This window comes from Cryptosporangium sp. NPDC048952, assembly GCF_043197895.1.
Taxonomy (GTDB): Bacteria; Actinomycetota; Actinomycetes; order Mycobacteriales; family Cryptosporangiaceae; genus Cryptosporangium.
The window spans coordinates 1-14,401 of sequence record NZ_JBICTY010000009.1 but is presented as its reverse complement, the minus strand read 5'-3'; the positions used below and the strand labels follow the sequence as shown (position 1 = coordinate 14,401).

General features: G+C 71.6%; 15 protein-coding genes and 1 pseudogene. 8 read left to right on the top strand and 8 right to left on the bottom strand.

The window, feature by feature from the left end; all coding sequences use genetic code 11:
- Positions 1-11 precede the first annotated feature (11 nt).
- Complete coding sequence (locus ACGFY5_RS39580; protein ID WP_392729112.1) at positions 12-410, top strand: CoA-binding protein; 399 nt, start codon at positions 12-14, stop codon at positions 408-410.
- On the opposite strand, the gene purE is transcribed toward ACGFY5_RS39580, so the two are convergent.
- The 3 genes and pseudogenes from purE to ACGFY5_RS39565 all read right to left on the bottom strand — a co-directional run.
- Positions 403-891, bottom strand: coding sequence for a 5-(carboxyamino)imidazole ribonucleotide mutase (gene purE, locus ACGFY5_RS39575; RefSeq protein ID WP_392729111.1), 489 nt, complete (start codon positions 889-891; stop codon positions 403-405). The two genes, ACGFY5_RS39580 and purE, sit on opposite strands and share 8 nt — an antisense overlap.
- Positions 888-1,046: a hypothetical protein gene (locus ACGFY5_RS39570; RefSeq protein ID WP_392730017.1), complete on the bottom strand. Its 159-nt coding sequence runs from the start codon at positions 1,044-1,046 to the stop codon at positions 888-890. Before ACGFY5_RS39570 ends, purE begins: the two co-directional genes overlap by 4 nt.
- 168 nt (positions 1,047-1,214) lie before the next feature.
- A pseudogene (locus tag ACGFY5_RS39565) lies at positions 1,215-2,186 on the bottom strand (5-(carboxyamino)imidazole ribonucleotide synthase); the annotation flags it as partial.
- Positions 2,187-2,272: 86 nt separating this feature from the next.
- Between ACGFY5_RS39565 and ACGFY5_RS39560 the strand changes: the two are divergent.
- Together ACGFY5_RS39560 and ACGFY5_RS39555 are read left to right on the top strand one after the other, a co-directional pair.
- Entirely contained in the window at positions 2,273-2,737 is a 465-nt protein-coding gene (locus tag ACGFY5_RS39560; protein ID WP_392729109.1) for a GtrA family protein, read from the top strand.
- A gap of 76 nt (positions 2,738-2,813) precedes the next feature.
- The gene (locus ACGFY5_RS39555) at positions 2,814-3,308 is read left to right on the top strand and encodes a GtrA family protein (RefSeq protein ID WP_392729107.1); all 495 of its coding nucleotides are present in this window, start codon (positions 2,814-2,816) and stop codon (positions 3,306-3,308) included.
- On the opposite strand, the gene ACGFY5_RS39550 is transcribed toward ACGFY5_RS39555, so the two are convergent.
- A complete protein-coding gene (locus ACGFY5_RS39550) occupies positions 3,282-3,809 on the bottom strand; it encodes a PH domain-containing protein (protein WP_392729104.1) in 528 nt (175 codons plus the stop codon). The genes ACGFY5_RS39555 and ACGFY5_RS39550 overlap by 27 nt on opposite strands.
- A gap of 94 nt (positions 3,810-3,903) precedes the next feature.
- On the opposite strand from ACGFY5_RS39550, the gene ACGFY5_RS39545 reads away from it, so the two are divergent.
- Positions 3,904-4,383, top strand: coding sequence for a Gmad2 immunoglobulin-like domain-containing protein (locus tag ACGFY5_RS39545; RefSeq protein WP_392729102.1), 480 nt, complete (start codon positions 3,904-3,906; stop codon positions 4,381-4,383).
- A gap of 3 nt (positions 4,384-4,386) precedes the next feature.
- Here the strand turns inward: ACGFY5_RS39545 and ACGFY5_RS39540 are convergent, their stop codons facing one another.
- Entirely contained in the window at positions 4,387-6,201 is a 1,815-nt protein-coding gene (locus ACGFY5_RS39540; protein WP_392729100.1) for a RelA/SpoT family protein, read from the bottom strand.
- A 323-nt stretch (positions 6,202-6,524) separates the two neighbouring features.
- Here ACGFY5_RS39540 and ACGFY5_RS39535 point away from each other — a divergent pair, with 323 nt between their 5' ends.
- Entirely contained in the window at positions 6,525-7,115 is a 591-nt protein-coding gene (locus ACGFY5_RS39535; RefSeq protein WP_392729098.1) for a PadR family transcriptional regulator, read from the top strand.
- Positions 7,116-7,160: 45 nt separating this feature from the next.
- Here the strand turns inward: ACGFY5_RS39535 and ACGFY5_RS39530 are convergent, their stop codons facing one another.
- The 3 genes from ACGFY5_RS39530 to ACGFY5_RS39520 all read right to left on the bottom strand — a co-directional run bounded on the left by ACGFY5_RS39530 (position 7,161) and on the right by ACGFY5_RS39520 (position 10,062).
- On the bottom strand, positions 7,161-7,808 hold the full coding sequence (locus tag ACGFY5_RS39530) for a response regulator (RefSeq protein ID WP_392729097.1): 648 nt from the start codon (positions 7,806-7,808) through the stop codon (positions 7,161-7,163).
- Positions 7,809-7,810: 2 nt separating this feature from the next.
- Positions 7,811-9,010, bottom strand: a complete 1,200-nt coding sequence (locus ACGFY5_RS39525) for a PspC domain-containing protein (protein WP_392730014.1) — start codon at positions 9,008-9,010, stop codon at positions 7,811-7,813.
- A gap of 647 nt (positions 9,011-9,657) precedes the next feature.
- Entirely contained in the window at positions 9,658-10,062 is a 405-nt protein-coding gene (locus tag ACGFY5_RS39520; protein WP_392730013.1) for a pentapeptide repeat-containing protein, read from the bottom strand.
- 108 nt (positions 10,063-10,170) lie between these two features.
- Here ACGFY5_RS39520 and ACGFY5_RS39515 point away from each other — a divergent pair, with 108 nt between their 5' ends.
- The 3 genes from ACGFY5_RS39515 to ACGFY5_RS39505 all read left to right on the top strand — a co-directional run bounded on the left by ACGFY5_RS39515 (position 10,171) and on the right by ACGFY5_RS39505 (position 13,989).
- Positions 10,171-11,943 carry a PspC domain-containing protein gene (locus ACGFY5_RS39515; RefSeq protein WP_392730011.1) on the top strand — a complete coding sequence of 591 codons (1,773 nt, stop codon included), beginning with the start codon at positions 10,171-10,173 and terminating at the stop codon, positions 11,941-11,943.
- Positions 11,940-12,548 carry a hypothetical protein gene (locus tag ACGFY5_RS39510; protein ID WP_392729096.1) on the top strand — a complete coding sequence of 203 codons (609 nt, stop codon included), beginning with the start codon at positions 11,940-11,942 and terminating at the stop codon, positions 12,546-12,548. The genes ACGFY5_RS39515 and ACGFY5_RS39510 overlap by 4 nt, the downstream gene beginning before the upstream one ends.
- A 205-nt stretch (positions 12,549-12,753) precedes the next feature.
- Positions 12,754-13,989: a phosphatidylserine decarboxylase gene (locus tag ACGFY5_RS39505; RefSeq protein ID WP_392729094.1), complete on the top strand. Its 1,236-nt coding sequence runs from the start codon at positions 12,754-12,756 to the stop codon at positions 13,987-13,989.
- The last annotated feature ends 412 nt before the right edge of the window (positions 13,990-14,401 follow it).

Below are 14,401 nucleotides of genomic sequence, written 5' to 3'. Positions count from 1 at the left end.
ACGTTGGGGACATGCACAGCTCGGCTGACGACATTCGGAAGTTGCTAGCTGCAAAGACGTGGGCTTTCGTGGGGCTCACCGACACGCCGTACCGCACCGTCCACCAGATGGCGGCGTTCCTGCAACGGAACGGGGCGCGGATCGTGCCGGTGAACCCACGGGGCGAGTCCGTGCTGGGCGAAGAGGGCCACACGTCGGTTCCGGACGGCGTCGACGTGGTGGCGGTCTACCGACGTTCGCAGTTCGTCGGGCCGCACGTCGACGAGGCGATCGCGGTGGGAGCGTCCGGTGTCTGGACGCCCCTCGACGTCGTCGACGAGGACGCGGCCACGCGGGCCCTCGATGCCGGGCTCACGGTCGTGATGGACCGTTGCCCGAAGATCGAGTGGCCCGCGTACGGGCCTAGCTGAGTTCTTTCTGGAGCGCTTCGTCCTTGGTGGCCACCAGGGCGCGCAGTTCGTCCTGGAACGTCACCATCTTGGCCCGGAGTTCGGAGTCGCTCGCGGCGAGGATGCGCACTGCGAGCAGACCGGCGTTCCGTGCGCCGCCGATGCTCACGGTGGCCACCGGGACGCCGGCGGGCATCTGCACGATCGAGAGCAGCGAGTCCATGCCGTCCAGATACTTCAGGGGCACGGGGACGCCGATCACCGGCAGTGCGGTCATCGAAGCGACCATGCCCGGTAGGTGGGCTGCCCCGCCGGCGCCGGCGATGATCACTTTCAACCCGCGGTCGGCGGCCGATTCGGCGTAGTCGAGCATCGCGCGCGGGGTGCGGTGCGCGGACACGACACGGACCTCGTGCTCGACGCCGAACTCGGTCAGGGCCTCGGCCGCGGCCTTCATCGTGGGCCAGTCCGAGTCGCTGCCCATGATCAAGCCGACAGTCATCCTTGCTTCCCCTCGCGCAGCCAGTGCACCGCTCGCCGGGCTCGGCGGCGGACGTCGTCCAGATCGTCGCCGAGCGCGGTGACGTGCCCGACCTTGCGCCCGGGGCGCAGTTCCTTGCCGTACAGGTGCACCTTGACGCCCGGCTCGGCCGCCATCATGTGATGAATCCGCTCATCGAGCGTCATCTCGGCCGGCGGCTTGTAGTGGTGCTCGTCCCCGTCGTCGGCCGCGGCCTCCGCGGGCGAGGCGACTGCGGCCGAGGCTGCGGCGGGCGCGTGGCTTTCCACCCTCGGGGTGGTGGCGCCGGGGTTGGGGGGTGTGATGTCGCCGCCGAGGAGGTTGGCCATGACCACGTAGGGGGCGGTGAGGCCGGTGGCGCCCAGGGGGTAGTCGAGGACGGCTCGGAGGTGTTGCTCGAACTGGGAGGTGCGGGAGCCCTCGATGGTCCAGTGCGCCGAGTTGTGCGGGCGCATCGCGAGTTCGTTGACCAGGATGCCGTCCGGGGTCTCGAAGAGCTCCACCGCCAGCACACCGACGACGCCCAGCTCGGCGGCGAGCCGGATCGCGAGTTCCTGCGCCTCGATCGCCCGGTCCTCGGACAGGCCCGGCGCCGGCGCGATCACCTCGACGTTGATGCCATCCTGCTGCACGGTCTCGACCACCGGCCACGCGGCGACCTGCCCGAATGGCGAGCGGGCGACGACCGCCGCCAGCTCCCGCACGAGCGGCACCTTCTCCTCGACGATCAGCGGCGTCCCCGCATCGAGCAGCTCACGCACCTGCGACGGGTCACTCACCATCCACACGCCCCGCCCGTCGTACCCGCCGCGAGCAGCCTTCACCACGACCGTGCCGCCGTCCCGGGCCGCCCCGCTGCCGGCTGCGACGAAGCGGGCTACGTCGTCGACCGACGTCAGCGGTGCCCAGCGCGGTACGGGGGCGCCGAGCGCGGCGAGACGTTCGCGCATGACGTGCTTGTCCTGGGCGTGGATCAGGGCGTCCGGGCCCGGATGGACCTTCACACCCTCGGCCACCAGCGCACGCAGGTGCTCCGGCGGCACGTGCTCGTGATCGAACGTCACCACCTCGCAGCCGGCAGCCAGCTTGCGCAGCGCGGAGAGGTCCGTGTGGTCGCCGATCAGGACGTCGGCCGCGACCAGGGCGGCACCGTCGTCGGGGTGGACGGCGAGAATGCGCAACGACTGACCGAGTGCGATCGCGGCTTGATGGGTCATCCGGGCGAGCTGGCCGGCGCCCACCATGCCGACTACCGGGAGTCCGGTACGGGGGTGCATGGCGCAAAAGCCTAGCTGGCCAGCACTGATCGCCCGTCCCCCGGTCACCCCGAGCGGCGCGTGACCACGAGTCGTATTCTCGATCGGTGAGCTTCGTCCGGCGGCTGCGCGACCGATGGCACGCCCTGATCAAAGAGATGACGAAGTTCGGCATCATCGGCGTCGTCAACACCGTGCTCGACTTCGCGGTCTGGAACGCGCTGCTGTTCATCGGCCCGATCAAGGCCCAGGTCGTCTCGACGATCATCTCGGCGACGTCGTCGTACTTCATGAACCGTCACTGGACGTTCCGGCACCGCGCCCGCTCCGGGCTACGCCGCGAGTACCTGCTGTTCTTCGGTTTCAACGCGATTGGCTTGTTGATCACAGCAGGCATCCTGGGCATCGCGTCGTACGTGTTCCACATCGACAACGTCGCCGCGCTGAACGTCGTGAAGCTGTTCGCGATCGGCGTCGCGACGATGTTCCGGTTCTGGGCCTACCGGCGCTGGGTGTTCCTGCACCCGGAGGACCAGCTGTACGAGCCCGAAGAAACACCTGCTGCCCGTTAGTACAACTGGAGTGACAGTTGTTCATGTCTGACCAATGCCGCATGGTCGCGTGCACCGAGTCTCTATCGTGGCCCTCGTGACTCTGTTGGCGAAGCTTCGCGCCGGTCGGGAAAAGCTCATCCGACAGCTGGCGTCGTTCGGCGTCATCGGCGCGGTGAACTTCGTCATCGACACCGCGATCTTCAACGCCCTGTTCTCGATCGGCCCGGTGAAGGCGCAGATCGTGGCCACCACCGTGGCGACGACGCTGGCCTACTTCGCCAACCGCTACTGGACGTTCCGCAAGCACGAGCGATCCGGGCTGCGCCGCGAGTACCTGCTGTTCTTCCTGCTCAATGGCGTCGGGCTGGCGATCACCGCGGCGATCATGGGCGTCGCGAAGTACGGCTTCGACCTGCACGACCAACTGGCGCTCAACATCGTCCGGCTGTTCGCAGTTGCCGTCGCGACAGTGTTCCGGTTCTGGTCGTACAAGCGGTGGGTGTTCGGCAAGGAGCTCGAGCCCGCCTCCACGGTGGTGCCGGTGCCCGAGCAGCGCAGCGAGCTAGAGCGCGTCCGGGTCGAGCGCTAGCTCCTCTTCTTCGTCGTAGAGCTCGGCGTCGGGGTCCTCGATCAGCTCGTAGATCGCCGCCTGCACGCTCTCCACGCCCGGGACGTTCTGCACGACGACGACGCCGCGGTCGGCCGCCAGCTCGACGTAGAGCGTCCCGCAGCCCAGGGCACGCTCGAACAGCGTGTGCTCGAACGAAACCTCGTCGATGCGGCCCAGCGGGATGTCGCGTCCGTAGCGGGCGAAGATGCCGGAGCGCAGCAGGAGCCGGCGGTCGGTCACGGTCAGCGTCGTCGTCAGCCAATGCAGTACCGGGCTCGCGGTCGACGCCGCGAGGACCACCAGCGCGGCAGCAGCGATGCCCCACCGGGTGGACGCCTGCGAGACGACCGCGATCAGCAGCCCGGCCAGTCCCACCACGACGACGGTGACGATCACGGGACGGACGAGGACCCGCACGTGCGGGTGTCGATGGACGACGACGTCCTCGCCATCCATCAGTAGGCGATACGGAACGGCCACCAGCGTCTCCGTACTATTCGGTCAAAACTGGGCGTCGGTGCTCGACCTCGCGCCCGGCAGGCTAGAGCATGTGGACCTGAATCGGGGGGAACACATGCGGCGACACGATTTTTGGCACATTCGCACGGCAGCGGTCTGCCTGCTCGCCACCGGCATCCTGAGTGCCTGCGGCGGCAACAACGATGACGCCGTCGAACCGGCGGCCACGCTCATGGCGTCGGAATCGAGCAGTGACGGGGCAGGGACCACGACGGAGGCGAGCCCGATCGCGAGCACCGCGCTCGAGGCGGCGATCACGCTGACCTCACCGTCGCAGGACGCGACCGTCGGCCGGAGTTTCGTGGTGCGCGGGTCCGGGGTCGCGTTCGAGGGGACCCTGCTGTGGAAGCTCGCGAACTCCTCGGGGGCGGAGGCGGTGAGTGGGTTCGCGTCGGCGGGGGCCACCGAGAAGCAGCCGTTCCAATTCACGGTGGAGGCGCCGGATTCCGGGGCGTACACGCTCACCGTGTATCGGGAGTCGGCGGACGACGGCAGCCCGGCCGACGTGGTCAGTCGGCGGGTCACGGTACGTTGAGCCCTACTCTTCCCCGGGGCCGTCGACGATCAGGATGAGGCGCTTGGCCACGTCGTTCGGGTCCAAGCGGCCGTCCGCGACCGCCGCGCACAGCGAGTCGTGGTCGGGCAGGTCGAGTACGCGGGCCAGCATCGAGAGCGGACGGTCGTGGGCCAGTACCCGGCCCTCGGCCGCCAGCGCCGCCACGATGTTCCGGCGGCCGTCCTCCACGGACGCCTCGGAGACGTCCTCGGCGAACCAGCGGCGGATCTGGATCTGCGCCTGCGGGCTCTTGGCGAACTGCAGCCACTCCTCGCTCGGCCCCGAGTACTCCGACGGCGACGTGAGGACTTCCACCACGTCGCCGTCGGAGAGGGGCCGCGCCAGCGGTACGAGCTGGCCGTTGACCTTGGAGCCGATGCACCGGTCGCCGAGCCGCGTGGACACCGCGTAGGCGAAGTCGACGGGCGTCGCACCGTCGGGGAGGCTGATCGCGCGGCCGTTCGGCGTGAAGACCAGAACCTCGTGGTCGGAGAGGCCGGAACGCAGCGAATCCATGAACTCGCCGGGCTCGGCGGCGTCCTCCTGCCAGTCGAGCACGCGCTGCAGCCACTCGAGCTCGACGGCGGCGTCACCCGCCCGGTCACGGCCGAAGCGGTGCAGCGCGGCGATGCCGTACTCGGCGACCCGGTTCATGCCCTCGGTGCGGATCAGCACGTCGCAGCGGCCTTCCGGCGCGATGACCGTGGTGTGCAGCGACTGGTACATGTTGAACTTCGGGACGCCGATGTGGTCCTTGAACCGGCCCGGGATCGGGTGCCATCGCCCGTGGATGGCGCCCAGCGCCGCGTAGCACTCGGTGGGGTCGCCGTCGATCACGATGACGAGACGGTCGGCGCCGATGAAGTCGTCGGGTGCGTTCGGCGTCTTGTTGATCTGCTTCCAGACCGACTTGAGGTGCCGCTCGCGCCAGGTGACGGTGGCCTTGATCTTGCCGCGCTTCAGCTCGGACACGGCCGCCTGGACGAGGCCGTCGAGGTAGACCTTGCGCTCGGCCATCCGCGCCTCGACGCGGCGCTCGATCTCGGCGTACGCCTCCGGGTGCATGATCCGGAACACCAGGTCTTCGAGCTCGCGCTTGACCTTGTGGATCCCGAGCCGGCCGGCGAGTGGGATCAACACCTCGCTCGTGGCCCTGGCGATGCGCTGCTGCGACGGGCCGGACTTGAAGCCCAGCGTGCGCATGTTGTGGACGCGGTCGGCGAGCTTGATCACCAGGACGCGCGGGTCACGGCCGGCGGTGATGATCATCTTGCGGTTGGTCTCGGCCTCGGCCAGCTCCTTGCCGAAGCGGACCTTGTCGAGCTTCGTCAACCCGTCGACGAGCAGCGCGACCTCGTCGCCGAAGTCGGCGCGGAGCTGGTCGAGCGTGTACTGCGTGTCCTCGACCGTGTCGTGCAGGATCGCGGCGACCAGCGCCGTGGTGTCCATGCCCAGCTCGGCGCAGATCTCGGTGACCGCGAGCGGGTGGGTGATGTAGGGCTCGCCGCTCTTGCGCATCTGGCCGCGGTGGGCGCGCTCGGCGATCGCGTAGGCCCGATGGAGAACCTCGACATCGGCCCGGGGGTGCACCTGCTTGTGCAGGCCCAGCAGCGTGGTGAGCGGGTCTTCGGCGCGATTACGCGCGGTGTTCGATGTACCAGCGCGGAGCAACGCGCGGAACGCTTTACGCGCTGATTGCCCCCCCGTTACCGCTCCACCGGGATCCCCGGTGTCTGACGCGCGGGGCGCGAGCGGCTGGGTCGGATTCGACCCGAACGGGGTGGCCTCGGCGCTCATGCCTCGGCCCGTCCAGGGACCTCGGCTTGTCCAAGAAAAAGGTGACCCGGACACAGGTCAGACATTCGTTGGAGCGCACGCGTCGACATAGCGGGCACTCACCCCCAGTCGGTCGCCGAGACAGGAAGTCGAGTTGTACCGATGGTAAGCGGCCAAACGGCGTGTTGGTGACCCTGACCGGGCGTCCGATCCGATGCGGTAGCTCACCATTGGCCGTTCGATTGAGCTCTGCTAACTGAACGGTCTCGGCGGGGGTTGCATCTAGATGTTCTTTCGATATATCGTTAGAGCATCGGTAGTTGAGACGTACACAGGAGGAACTCATGTACCGCACCCCGCATGAACACCATGAACACCGCGGCCGCGGCCGCGGTCGGCAGGGATTTTTCCCCGGCTTCGGCGGTCCCCCGCCGTTTCCCCCGGGGCCGCCCGGCTTCGGTCCGTTCGGGCCGCACGGCCGGGGCGGGCGCCGCACCCGGCGTGGCAACGTCCGCGCCGCCGTCCTCGCGCTGCTCCTCGATCGGCCGATGCACGGCTACGAGATGATCGGCGAGATCGCTGAGCGCAGTAACGGTGTGTGGCGGCCGAGTCCCGGTTCGCTGTACCCGGCGCTCCAGCTCATGGAGGACGAGGGTCTCGTCACGATCGAAGAGAACAACGGCAAGAAGCTGGTTTCGCTCACCGAGCGGGGCCGCGCCGAGGCCGAGGCGCTCGCGGATGGGCCCGCGCCCTGGACGCAGGCGTCGGAAGGCGTCGAGCAGAGCGTTGTCGATCTGCACGCCGCGATCGGCCCCGTCATGCAGGCGGCTGGTCAGGTGGCCCAAGTAGGCACCGATGAGCAGCGCGCCAAGGCCGTCGAAATCCTGACGGAAGCCCGTCGGAAGCTGTACGGCATCCTCGCCGAAAGCGAGTGATCACCACACGTCGAAGGCCCCGCACTCGCGGGGCCTTCGCGCTGTTCAGATCAAGCGGCGGTCCACTGCCCAGCGGCTCAGTTCGTAGCGGTTGGACATCTGGAGTTTGCGCAGGACGCTGCTCACGTGGGTCTCGACCGTCTTCACGGAGATGAACAGCTCCGACGCGATCTCCTTGTACGCATAGCCCCGAGCCAGTAAACGCAGCACCTCACGCTCCCGGTTGGTGAGCAGATCGAGCTCCGGGTCGCGAACCACGGTCTCCGGCCGCTGCGTGAACGCATCGAGCACGAATCCCGCCAACCGCGGCGAGAACACCGCGTCCCCCTCGGCCACCCGACGCACCGCGTCCGCGAGCTCGTCCGCCGCGATCGTCTTCGTCACGTACCCCCGCGCCCCGGCGCGGATCAGCCCGATCACGTCCTCGGCGGCGTCCGACACGCTCAGCGCCAGGAACTTCACCTGCGGCAGCGTCGGCCGAATAGCTTCCAGCACCGCGCGCCCACCGCCGTCGGGCATGTGCACGTCGAGCAGGACGACGTCGGGAGTCAGGGAGGTGATCACCGTCACCGCCTGGGGGACGGTGCTGGCCTCCCCCACCACCTCGACGCTGCCCCCGAGCTCGGCGCGCACGCCGGCCCGGAACATGCCGTGGTCGTCGACGAGCACCACTCGGATCGGTCCCTCAGTCATCGCTACTCACCGTTCGTACGCGTCATCGTCAGCCGGACTTCGGTACCGCTACCGGGGCTGCTCCGGATCTCGGCCTTTCCGCCGTGGCGCTCCATCCGACCGAGGATCGAGCCGCGCACGCCGTGCCGGTCGTCGTCCACGCGCGAGGGATCGAAGCCCTTGCCGCGGTCACGGATGAACACGCTCACCTGCTCCGGCTCGATCTCGGCGTACAGCGACACGGACGCTACCCCCGCGTGCTTGCCCGCGTTGACCAAAGCCTCGCGCGAGGCCTGAACGAGCGCCGTCAGCGCCGGGTCCAGGTCGCAGTCACCGACCACTACCGCGTCGACGCTCACCGCGAACGCGTCTTCGACCTCTGCCGCGGCCTCCTCGAGCGCGGCACCGATGCGCTCGGTGGCCGACGCCGTCGGTTTGTAGAGCCAGTTACGCAGCGAGCGCTCCTGCCCACGGGCCAGCCGGGCGACCTCCCGCGGATCGTTCGAGCGGCGCTGGATCAGCGCGAGCGTGTGCAGTACCTGGTCGTGCACCATCGCCGCGATCTCCGCTCGCTCCTGCGACCGGATCCGCTCGCTGCGCTCACTGCGCAGCTCGATGATGATCTGCGCCAGCCACGGCGCGATGACGAGTGCGACACCGGCCAGCAGCACGCTGCCGAACAGCAGACCGTCGCGGACCGACTCCCACTCGCCGGAGAAGACGAGGAAGCCGACCAGGCCGACCATCACCAGGACGCCGCCACCGAACAGGCGCACCGCGGTCATGCCCCGGCCGGCGGAGAGCACCGGACCCAGCCAGGGCACGTTCGGGGTGGCGGCGGTCCAGCGTTTGCGCTGCACCGGATCGGCTCGACGCCAGACCAGCGCCGCGCCGACCGCGACCACGCCGAGACACCACACCAGCACCAGCTGGGTGCTCTGCCGGAGACCCAGCAGCACCACGATGATGCCGAGACCGAATACCAGAAACGCGACGAGCTGCCCGGTGTCACGGTGGCTACCGCGCTGCTCGGCGGCCGGGTCGAGGCTGAGCACGGCCCAGAACACCGCGTAGAGCACGGCGCCGAGGCCGCCGAAAGCCAACAGGACCAAGAACACCAGCCGGACGACGATCGGGCGCGCGCCGATGTGCTCGGCGATACCGGAAGCCACGCCACCGAGGACGCGGTCGTCGGTTCGCCGGTAGAGGCGGCGGATCGGGATACCGGAGGGGGTCGAGAGGCCGGAGTTCACCGGATCGGTGGCCGGGGGTTGCAGGGTGCGCTCGGCCGCGCGGCGGACCGCCTCGGCGGCACGCTCGGCGGCCGCGCCGTGGCTCGCCGCGTGCTGAGCTCTGGCGCGGGCGACGGCCTCGCGGTGGGCGTCGGCGTGCTTGGCGGCGATGCGGTCGGCTTCTGCGCGGGCCTGCTGCGCGGTGAGGAACCGCGCCGTGAGCTGCTGCGCTTCGGCGTAGGGCACGGCGCCGGGCAGGGTGGACGCGGGCGCAGCAAACGTCGGTGAGGCCGGTGCCGGTGCGGGCGCAGCCCACGTCGGTGAGGCCGGTGCCGGCGCCGGTGCGGGCGCAGCCCACGTCGGCGCGGCCGGTTTCGGCGCGGGCGCCGTGGATGCGGCGGGGATGGGCGCGGGAGGGGCGGTGGCGGGACCGGCGCCGGGCCCGCGGTGGGCTGGCGTAGTGATCATTCCTCCCGGTGTTGGTTGGCGACTCCGATCGTCACACGCACGGAGGCGGGAGGCCACGGGGTGAGCCCCGGAGATAGGGATCAGGGTCCGATCAGGGTCGTGCCCGATGGTTCGGGGGCGATCCGCGCTGGAGGATCGGTGACATGGACAGCCTCGACCCCCGCCAGGAGCTAACGCCGGACTCCGGCTCCACCTCGCCCAGCGGTTCGGCCGCGGCGTCGGACTCCGCATCGGGCGGGTCGACGCCGTCCGCCGGGCCGGCCGACCCGACGCTGAACCTCCGAGCCGCCGCGTCGGACGCCACCCCGTCGCCCGACGCGGCACCCACTCCCCCTCCGGCCCCCGCGCCGGCCACCGCCCCCGAAGGCACCGCGCCGCACGCCGGCGCCCCGGCCGGTGGCGCGCCGCAGGGTGGCGCCCCGCAGGGTGGCGCCCCGGCCGGTGGCGCGCCGCAGGGTGGCGCGCCGGAGGGTGGCGCGCCGGAGGGTGGCGCCCCGCAGGGTGGCGCCCCGGCCGGTGGCGCGCCGCAGGGTGGCGCCCCGCAGGGTGGCGCCCCGGCCGGTGGCGCGCCGCAGGGTGGCGCCCCGCAGGGTGGCGCCCCGGCCGGTGGCGCGCCGGAGGGTGGGGCTGTGCCGCCGGGGCCGGTGCCGCCGCAGGGTGGGACGCCGCCGCCTCCCGGGGGGATGCCGCCGTTCGGTGAAGGGGCGTGGAACACGGGTGGTGGTAGCGGCTGGAACTGGAACCGGGGTCGCACCCTCACCCGCACCCGTCAGGGCAAGCTGGTCGCCGGCGTCTGCGCCGGCCTCGGCCGCACGACCGGCGTCGACCCGATCCTGTTCCGCGTCATCCTCACCGTCCTGGTGTTCTTCGGCGGTGTCGGTGCGCTGCTGTACCTGGTCGCGTGGATCGCGCTGCCGGTCGACGACGAGCCGGCCTCGCCGCTCGAGTCGCTCCTCGGACGCGGCCGCTCCGGCACCTCACCGGCGGCGACGGTCGGCCTGATCGTGCTCGCCGCGCTCCTCCTGATCGGTTCGCTCTCGAACGGGTTCGCGTCCACGGCGCTGCTCGCCGCGTGCCTGATCGGAGGAATGATGCTGCTGCGCCGCGCGGGGGGCCACGGCGGCGGTTACCCCGCCGCGCCGGCCGGCCCGACCGGTCCGATGCCTGACGGCTCGCTCGGCTTCACCCCGCCGTCGGGTGGCTCGTGGGGCCCCGGTGGTGTGCCGACCCCCGGTGCGCCGACCCCTGGGCCCACACCCGCCGCGCCCGACGCCCCGGTGACCGACTCCTTCCATGCCGCCCCGGGCCCGCAGAACACCTACGCCGCGACCTCGGGCCCCGCACCGACCACCGCGTCCGTTCCGCCCGTGGGCGCCCCGCAGGACACCGGCACCCCGCTCGGAGCCGCGCCGACCACCGGCGGCACCGTCGGGAGCGCGCCGACCACCGGCGGCATCGTCGGGAGCGCGCCGACTGCCGGCGAGCCGCTCGGTGGCGCGCCGAGCACCGGAGCGCCGCAGGGAGGCGCGCCGACCACGGGAGCACCGCAGGGAGCTGCGCCGACCACCGGCGCCGGTGCGCCCTACGGCGGGGCGCCGTCTACCGGAGCGCCCTACGGCGGAACTCCGTACGGCGGAGCGCCGTCGACAGGGGCGCCGTACGCGACCAACCAGTTCGGCGCTGGGCCGTACAACACGGGGCCGTACAACGCCCCGGGGCAGCCCTACACCCAGCCGTTCGCGCCCTACGGCCCGTACGCACCGGTCTCCGGCCCGGGCATCGTGCCCCCGGCGCCCCCCATGCCGCCGTACCCCCCGGCGGGCTACCCCGGCAAGCGCAAGAAGGAGCGGTCCGTCCTCGGCCGCCTCACCTTCTCGATCGCGTGCCTGGCGATCGTCGTCCTGCTGATCATCAACGCCAGCGGCGTCCACATCCCGTTCACCGGGTTCGTGGCCCTCGCGCTCGGCATCGTCGCGCTCGGCCTGTTCGTCGGCGTCTGGGTGGGACGGGCCCGCTGGCTGATCCCGATCGGCTTGATCCTGGCCGTCGCGCTGGGCATCGGCTCGATCGCGGAGAACGTGGACGGCGGCCCGGAGACCAGCGGCGGCCGGCGTGACGTCGACTACGTGCCGGCCACGCTCGCCGAGGTCCGGCCGATGTACCAGCTCGGAGCCGGCGACTTCGACCTCGACCTGCGTAACGTCGACTTCACCGGCGTCACCCGCACCATCCAGGTCGACACCGGCCTCGGGGACGCGACGGTCGTCCTTCCCCCGGACGTCGACGTCACGGTCCAGTACGACCTGGGCGCCGGAGACGCCAAGGTCTTCGAGGATCGCCAGAATGGCCTGGGAGTCTCCGACTCCGTTACCGACTACGGCGAGAACGGGCCGGACACCAGCGACCTGACGCTGGTCGTCCACCACGGCGCCGGTGACCTGGAGGTCAGCCGATGAAGCGGCACCCGGTCGACAGCGTCTCGCTCGTCTTCGCCCTGCTGTTCAGCGCGGCGGTGGCATGGTGGGGGGTCGCCATGATCAGTCGCGACCCGCTGCACGTCCCGGCGGCCTGGATCGGCGCCGGAACGCTGCTGATCATCGGTCTGGTCGGGCTGATGAGCGCGCTCCGTCCGCAGCGTCAGCCCGTGCAGGCTCCGCTCACCGTTCCGCAGGCGCCGCAGCCGGCGCTGGACGTCGACCCGTACAACGACCCGTTCCTGGCGTCGGTGTCGCTGCCCCGCGTGGACGGCGTCCTCGACGCGGACGCGATCGCCGCGGCCTACCGCGAGGCCGGCTTCGACGACCCGGTCCCCCTCACCGACCGCCCCACCAGCACCCCTCCCGCTACCCCCACCGCGAGCACGCCCGCCTCGGGCGTCCCCGCCGCGAGCGCTTCCGCCGCGAGCGCTCCCCCTGCGGCCGCTCCCGCCGCGGAGGTGCCGACGTTCGATGCGCCGACCACCGGCGTCGCGGACGACGGACCGGCCGGCCCGCCGCGGGGGGTTCGGGACGGTGACACGAAGCAGTTGCCGGCCGAGCGGGACGGCGGAGTCACGTCGTGACGTGGCTCCTGATCGCCGGGGTGATCGGACTGGCCGCCCTCGCGGTGGTGGTCCGGGTCGACACCGCTCCGGCGTCCACAGCAGAACGTAGGTGGACCGACCGCTGAACCCGCACCACGAACCGAACGCGCCTCCAGCAATATGCTGGAGGCGCGTCCGGCTGTACGGGGTTCGGACGACTCAGCGCCGAAACCCAGGGTGAGGTATGTCAGACCACGTAATTTCCCCCCAACCGGACGCGGGACCGCTCGCGTTGTCCGATCGGCCCGTCGGCCCCGTGGCCGCGAAGGCCCTGGCCAGCGAGGTCGCCCGGCACCCAGGCCCGAAGACCGTGCTGGTGATCGGCGCCGGAGCCGGGGACGCCGTGGTCGACCGCGTGCTCGCGGTGCTGATGCCCAACGATCACGCGGTGGTCGTGGCCGACGGTCCGGCCGACGAGCTGCTGGCCGCCGCCGCGACGCTCGCCGGGCGGGTGTCGGTGCGCAAGGACCTGCCCGCCGACGTGTCGGAGCTGCCGGGCCCGGTCGACGTCGCTGTCGTCGCGCGCCCCGTGCTGCACCCGACGGTCGTGGACCGCATCCGCCCGCTGCTCGCGACCGACGGCGTGCTCGCGGTCGCCACCGACGCTACGGCGAGCGACCCGCTGACCAGCGTGGTCGACGACCACGCGGTGCGTACCGACCGGGTGTTCCGTGCGTTCCCGCCGGTGCGGGTGCACCAGCTGCGGTTCGCGCCGGCGACGCCGCACCTGGCGGCTCGGCTCGACCCGGCCGTGGTACCTAGCCACGTGGCCGTCACGAAGCGGATGGGCATCGACTCGAACGGGGTGGCGTTCGGTGGGTTGGTCGCCGGGGTCGCGTTGCTGACCAAGGTCGTGCGGCCGCGGTCGAAGGCGTGGTTGGTGCCGGCGGCGCTCGCCGTGCCCGTGGCGGCGTTCTTCCGCGATCCTCGGCGGATCGTGCCCGACGACGCGCAGGCGGTGGTTTCGTCGGCGGACGGCCGGGTGCTGGCAGTGGAGCGGCTCACCGATCACCGGTTCGGGGCCGACGAGTGGCTGCGGATCTCGGTGTTCCTGTCGGTGCTCGACGTGCACGTGAACCGGTCGCCGGTGGCGGGGCGGGTCGTGTCGGTCCTCCGCGAGGAGGGTGGGTACGCGAACGCGATGACGGCGGCGGCCGAGCACAACGTGGCCTGCTACACGGTGTTGGAGACCGTGCACGGGCGGGTCGTGGTGGCGCAGCGGTCCGGGCTCATCGCCCGGCGGATCGTCAACCGCGCGAAGGTCGGGGCGCTGCTCGCGCGGGGTGAGCGCTACGGTCTGATCCGGTTCGGGTCCCGGACCGACATCTACCTCCCGGCCACCGCCGCCGAGCCCGTGGTCTCGCCGGGCGAGCGCGTGGTAGGTGGCGAAACCGTATTGGCCCGCTGGCTGGCCGAGTAGCCCCGCAGGCGGGGTCAAGGGGGTGTGGGGCTTCGCCCCACACCCCCTTCGCGGCCCGGCGGGCGCGGCTGAGCAGAGCGCGGCTCGGCGCGCGGCTGCGCAGATCGCGCCCCGACGCGCGGTAGCGCGGAAGCGCGGAAGCGCGGAGCGCGGGTAACGGGGGTGTGGGGCCTTCGCCCCCACACCCCCTTTGCTGCGCGGAGCGCGGCCCAGCGGGCGCGGCAGCAGAGCGCGGCGCGGCGCGGCGCGGCAGCGCAGAGCGCGGCGCGGCGCGGCAGCGCGGTGCGGCAGCGCGGAGCGCGGAGCGCGGGTAACGGGGGCGGGGGTGTGGGGGGGGGGGGGGGGGGGGCCCGCCTCGCAGGCCCACGGGCGCGCGCGGGCGGGGGCGGGCGGGCGCCCGCCCGCGGGCCCG

Bases quoted from the DNA above. Each gene is read 5' to 3' on its own strand.
- ACGFY5_RS39545 (WP_392729102.1), top strand. From the start codon at position 3,904: ATGCGGCGACACGATTTTTGGCACATTCGCACGGCAGCGGTCTGCCTG.
- ACGFY5_RS39505 (WP_392729094.1), top strand. From the start codon at position 12,754: ATGTCAGACCACGTAATTTCCCCCCAACCGGACGCGGGACCGCTCGCG.
- ACGFY5_RS39530 (WP_392729097.1), bottom strand. From the start codon at position 7,808: ATGACTGAGGGACCGATCCGAGTGGTGCTCGTCGACGACCACGGCATG.
- ACGFY5_RS39540 (WP_392729100.1), bottom strand. From the start codon at position 6,201: ATGAGCGCCGAGGCCACCCCGTTCGGGTCGAATCCGACCCAGCCGCTC.
- ACGFY5_RS39580 (WP_392729112.1), top strand. From the start codon at position 12: ATGCACAGCTCGGCTGACGACATTCGGAAGTTGCTAGCTGCAAAGACG.
- ACGFY5_RS39510 (WP_392729096.1), top strand. From the start codon at position 11,940: ATGAAGCGGCACCCGGTCGACAGCGTCTCGCTCGTCTTCGCCCTGCTG.
- purE (WP_392729111.1), bottom strand. From the start codon at position 891: ATGACTGTCGGCTTGATCATGGGCAGCGACTCGGACTGGCCCACGATG.
- ACGFY5_RS39515 (WP_392730011.1), top strand. From the start codon at position 10,171: ATGCCGCCGTTCGGTGAAGGGGCGTGGAACACGGGTGGTGGTAGCGGC.
- ACGFY5_RS39570 (WP_392730017.1), bottom strand. From the start codon at position 1,046: ATGGCGGCCGAGCCGGGCGTCAAGGTGCACCTGTACGGCAAGGAACTG.
- ACGFY5_RS39535 (WP_392729098.1), top strand. From the start codon at position 6,525: ATGTACCGCACCCCGCATGAACACCATGAACACCGCGGCCGCGGCCGC.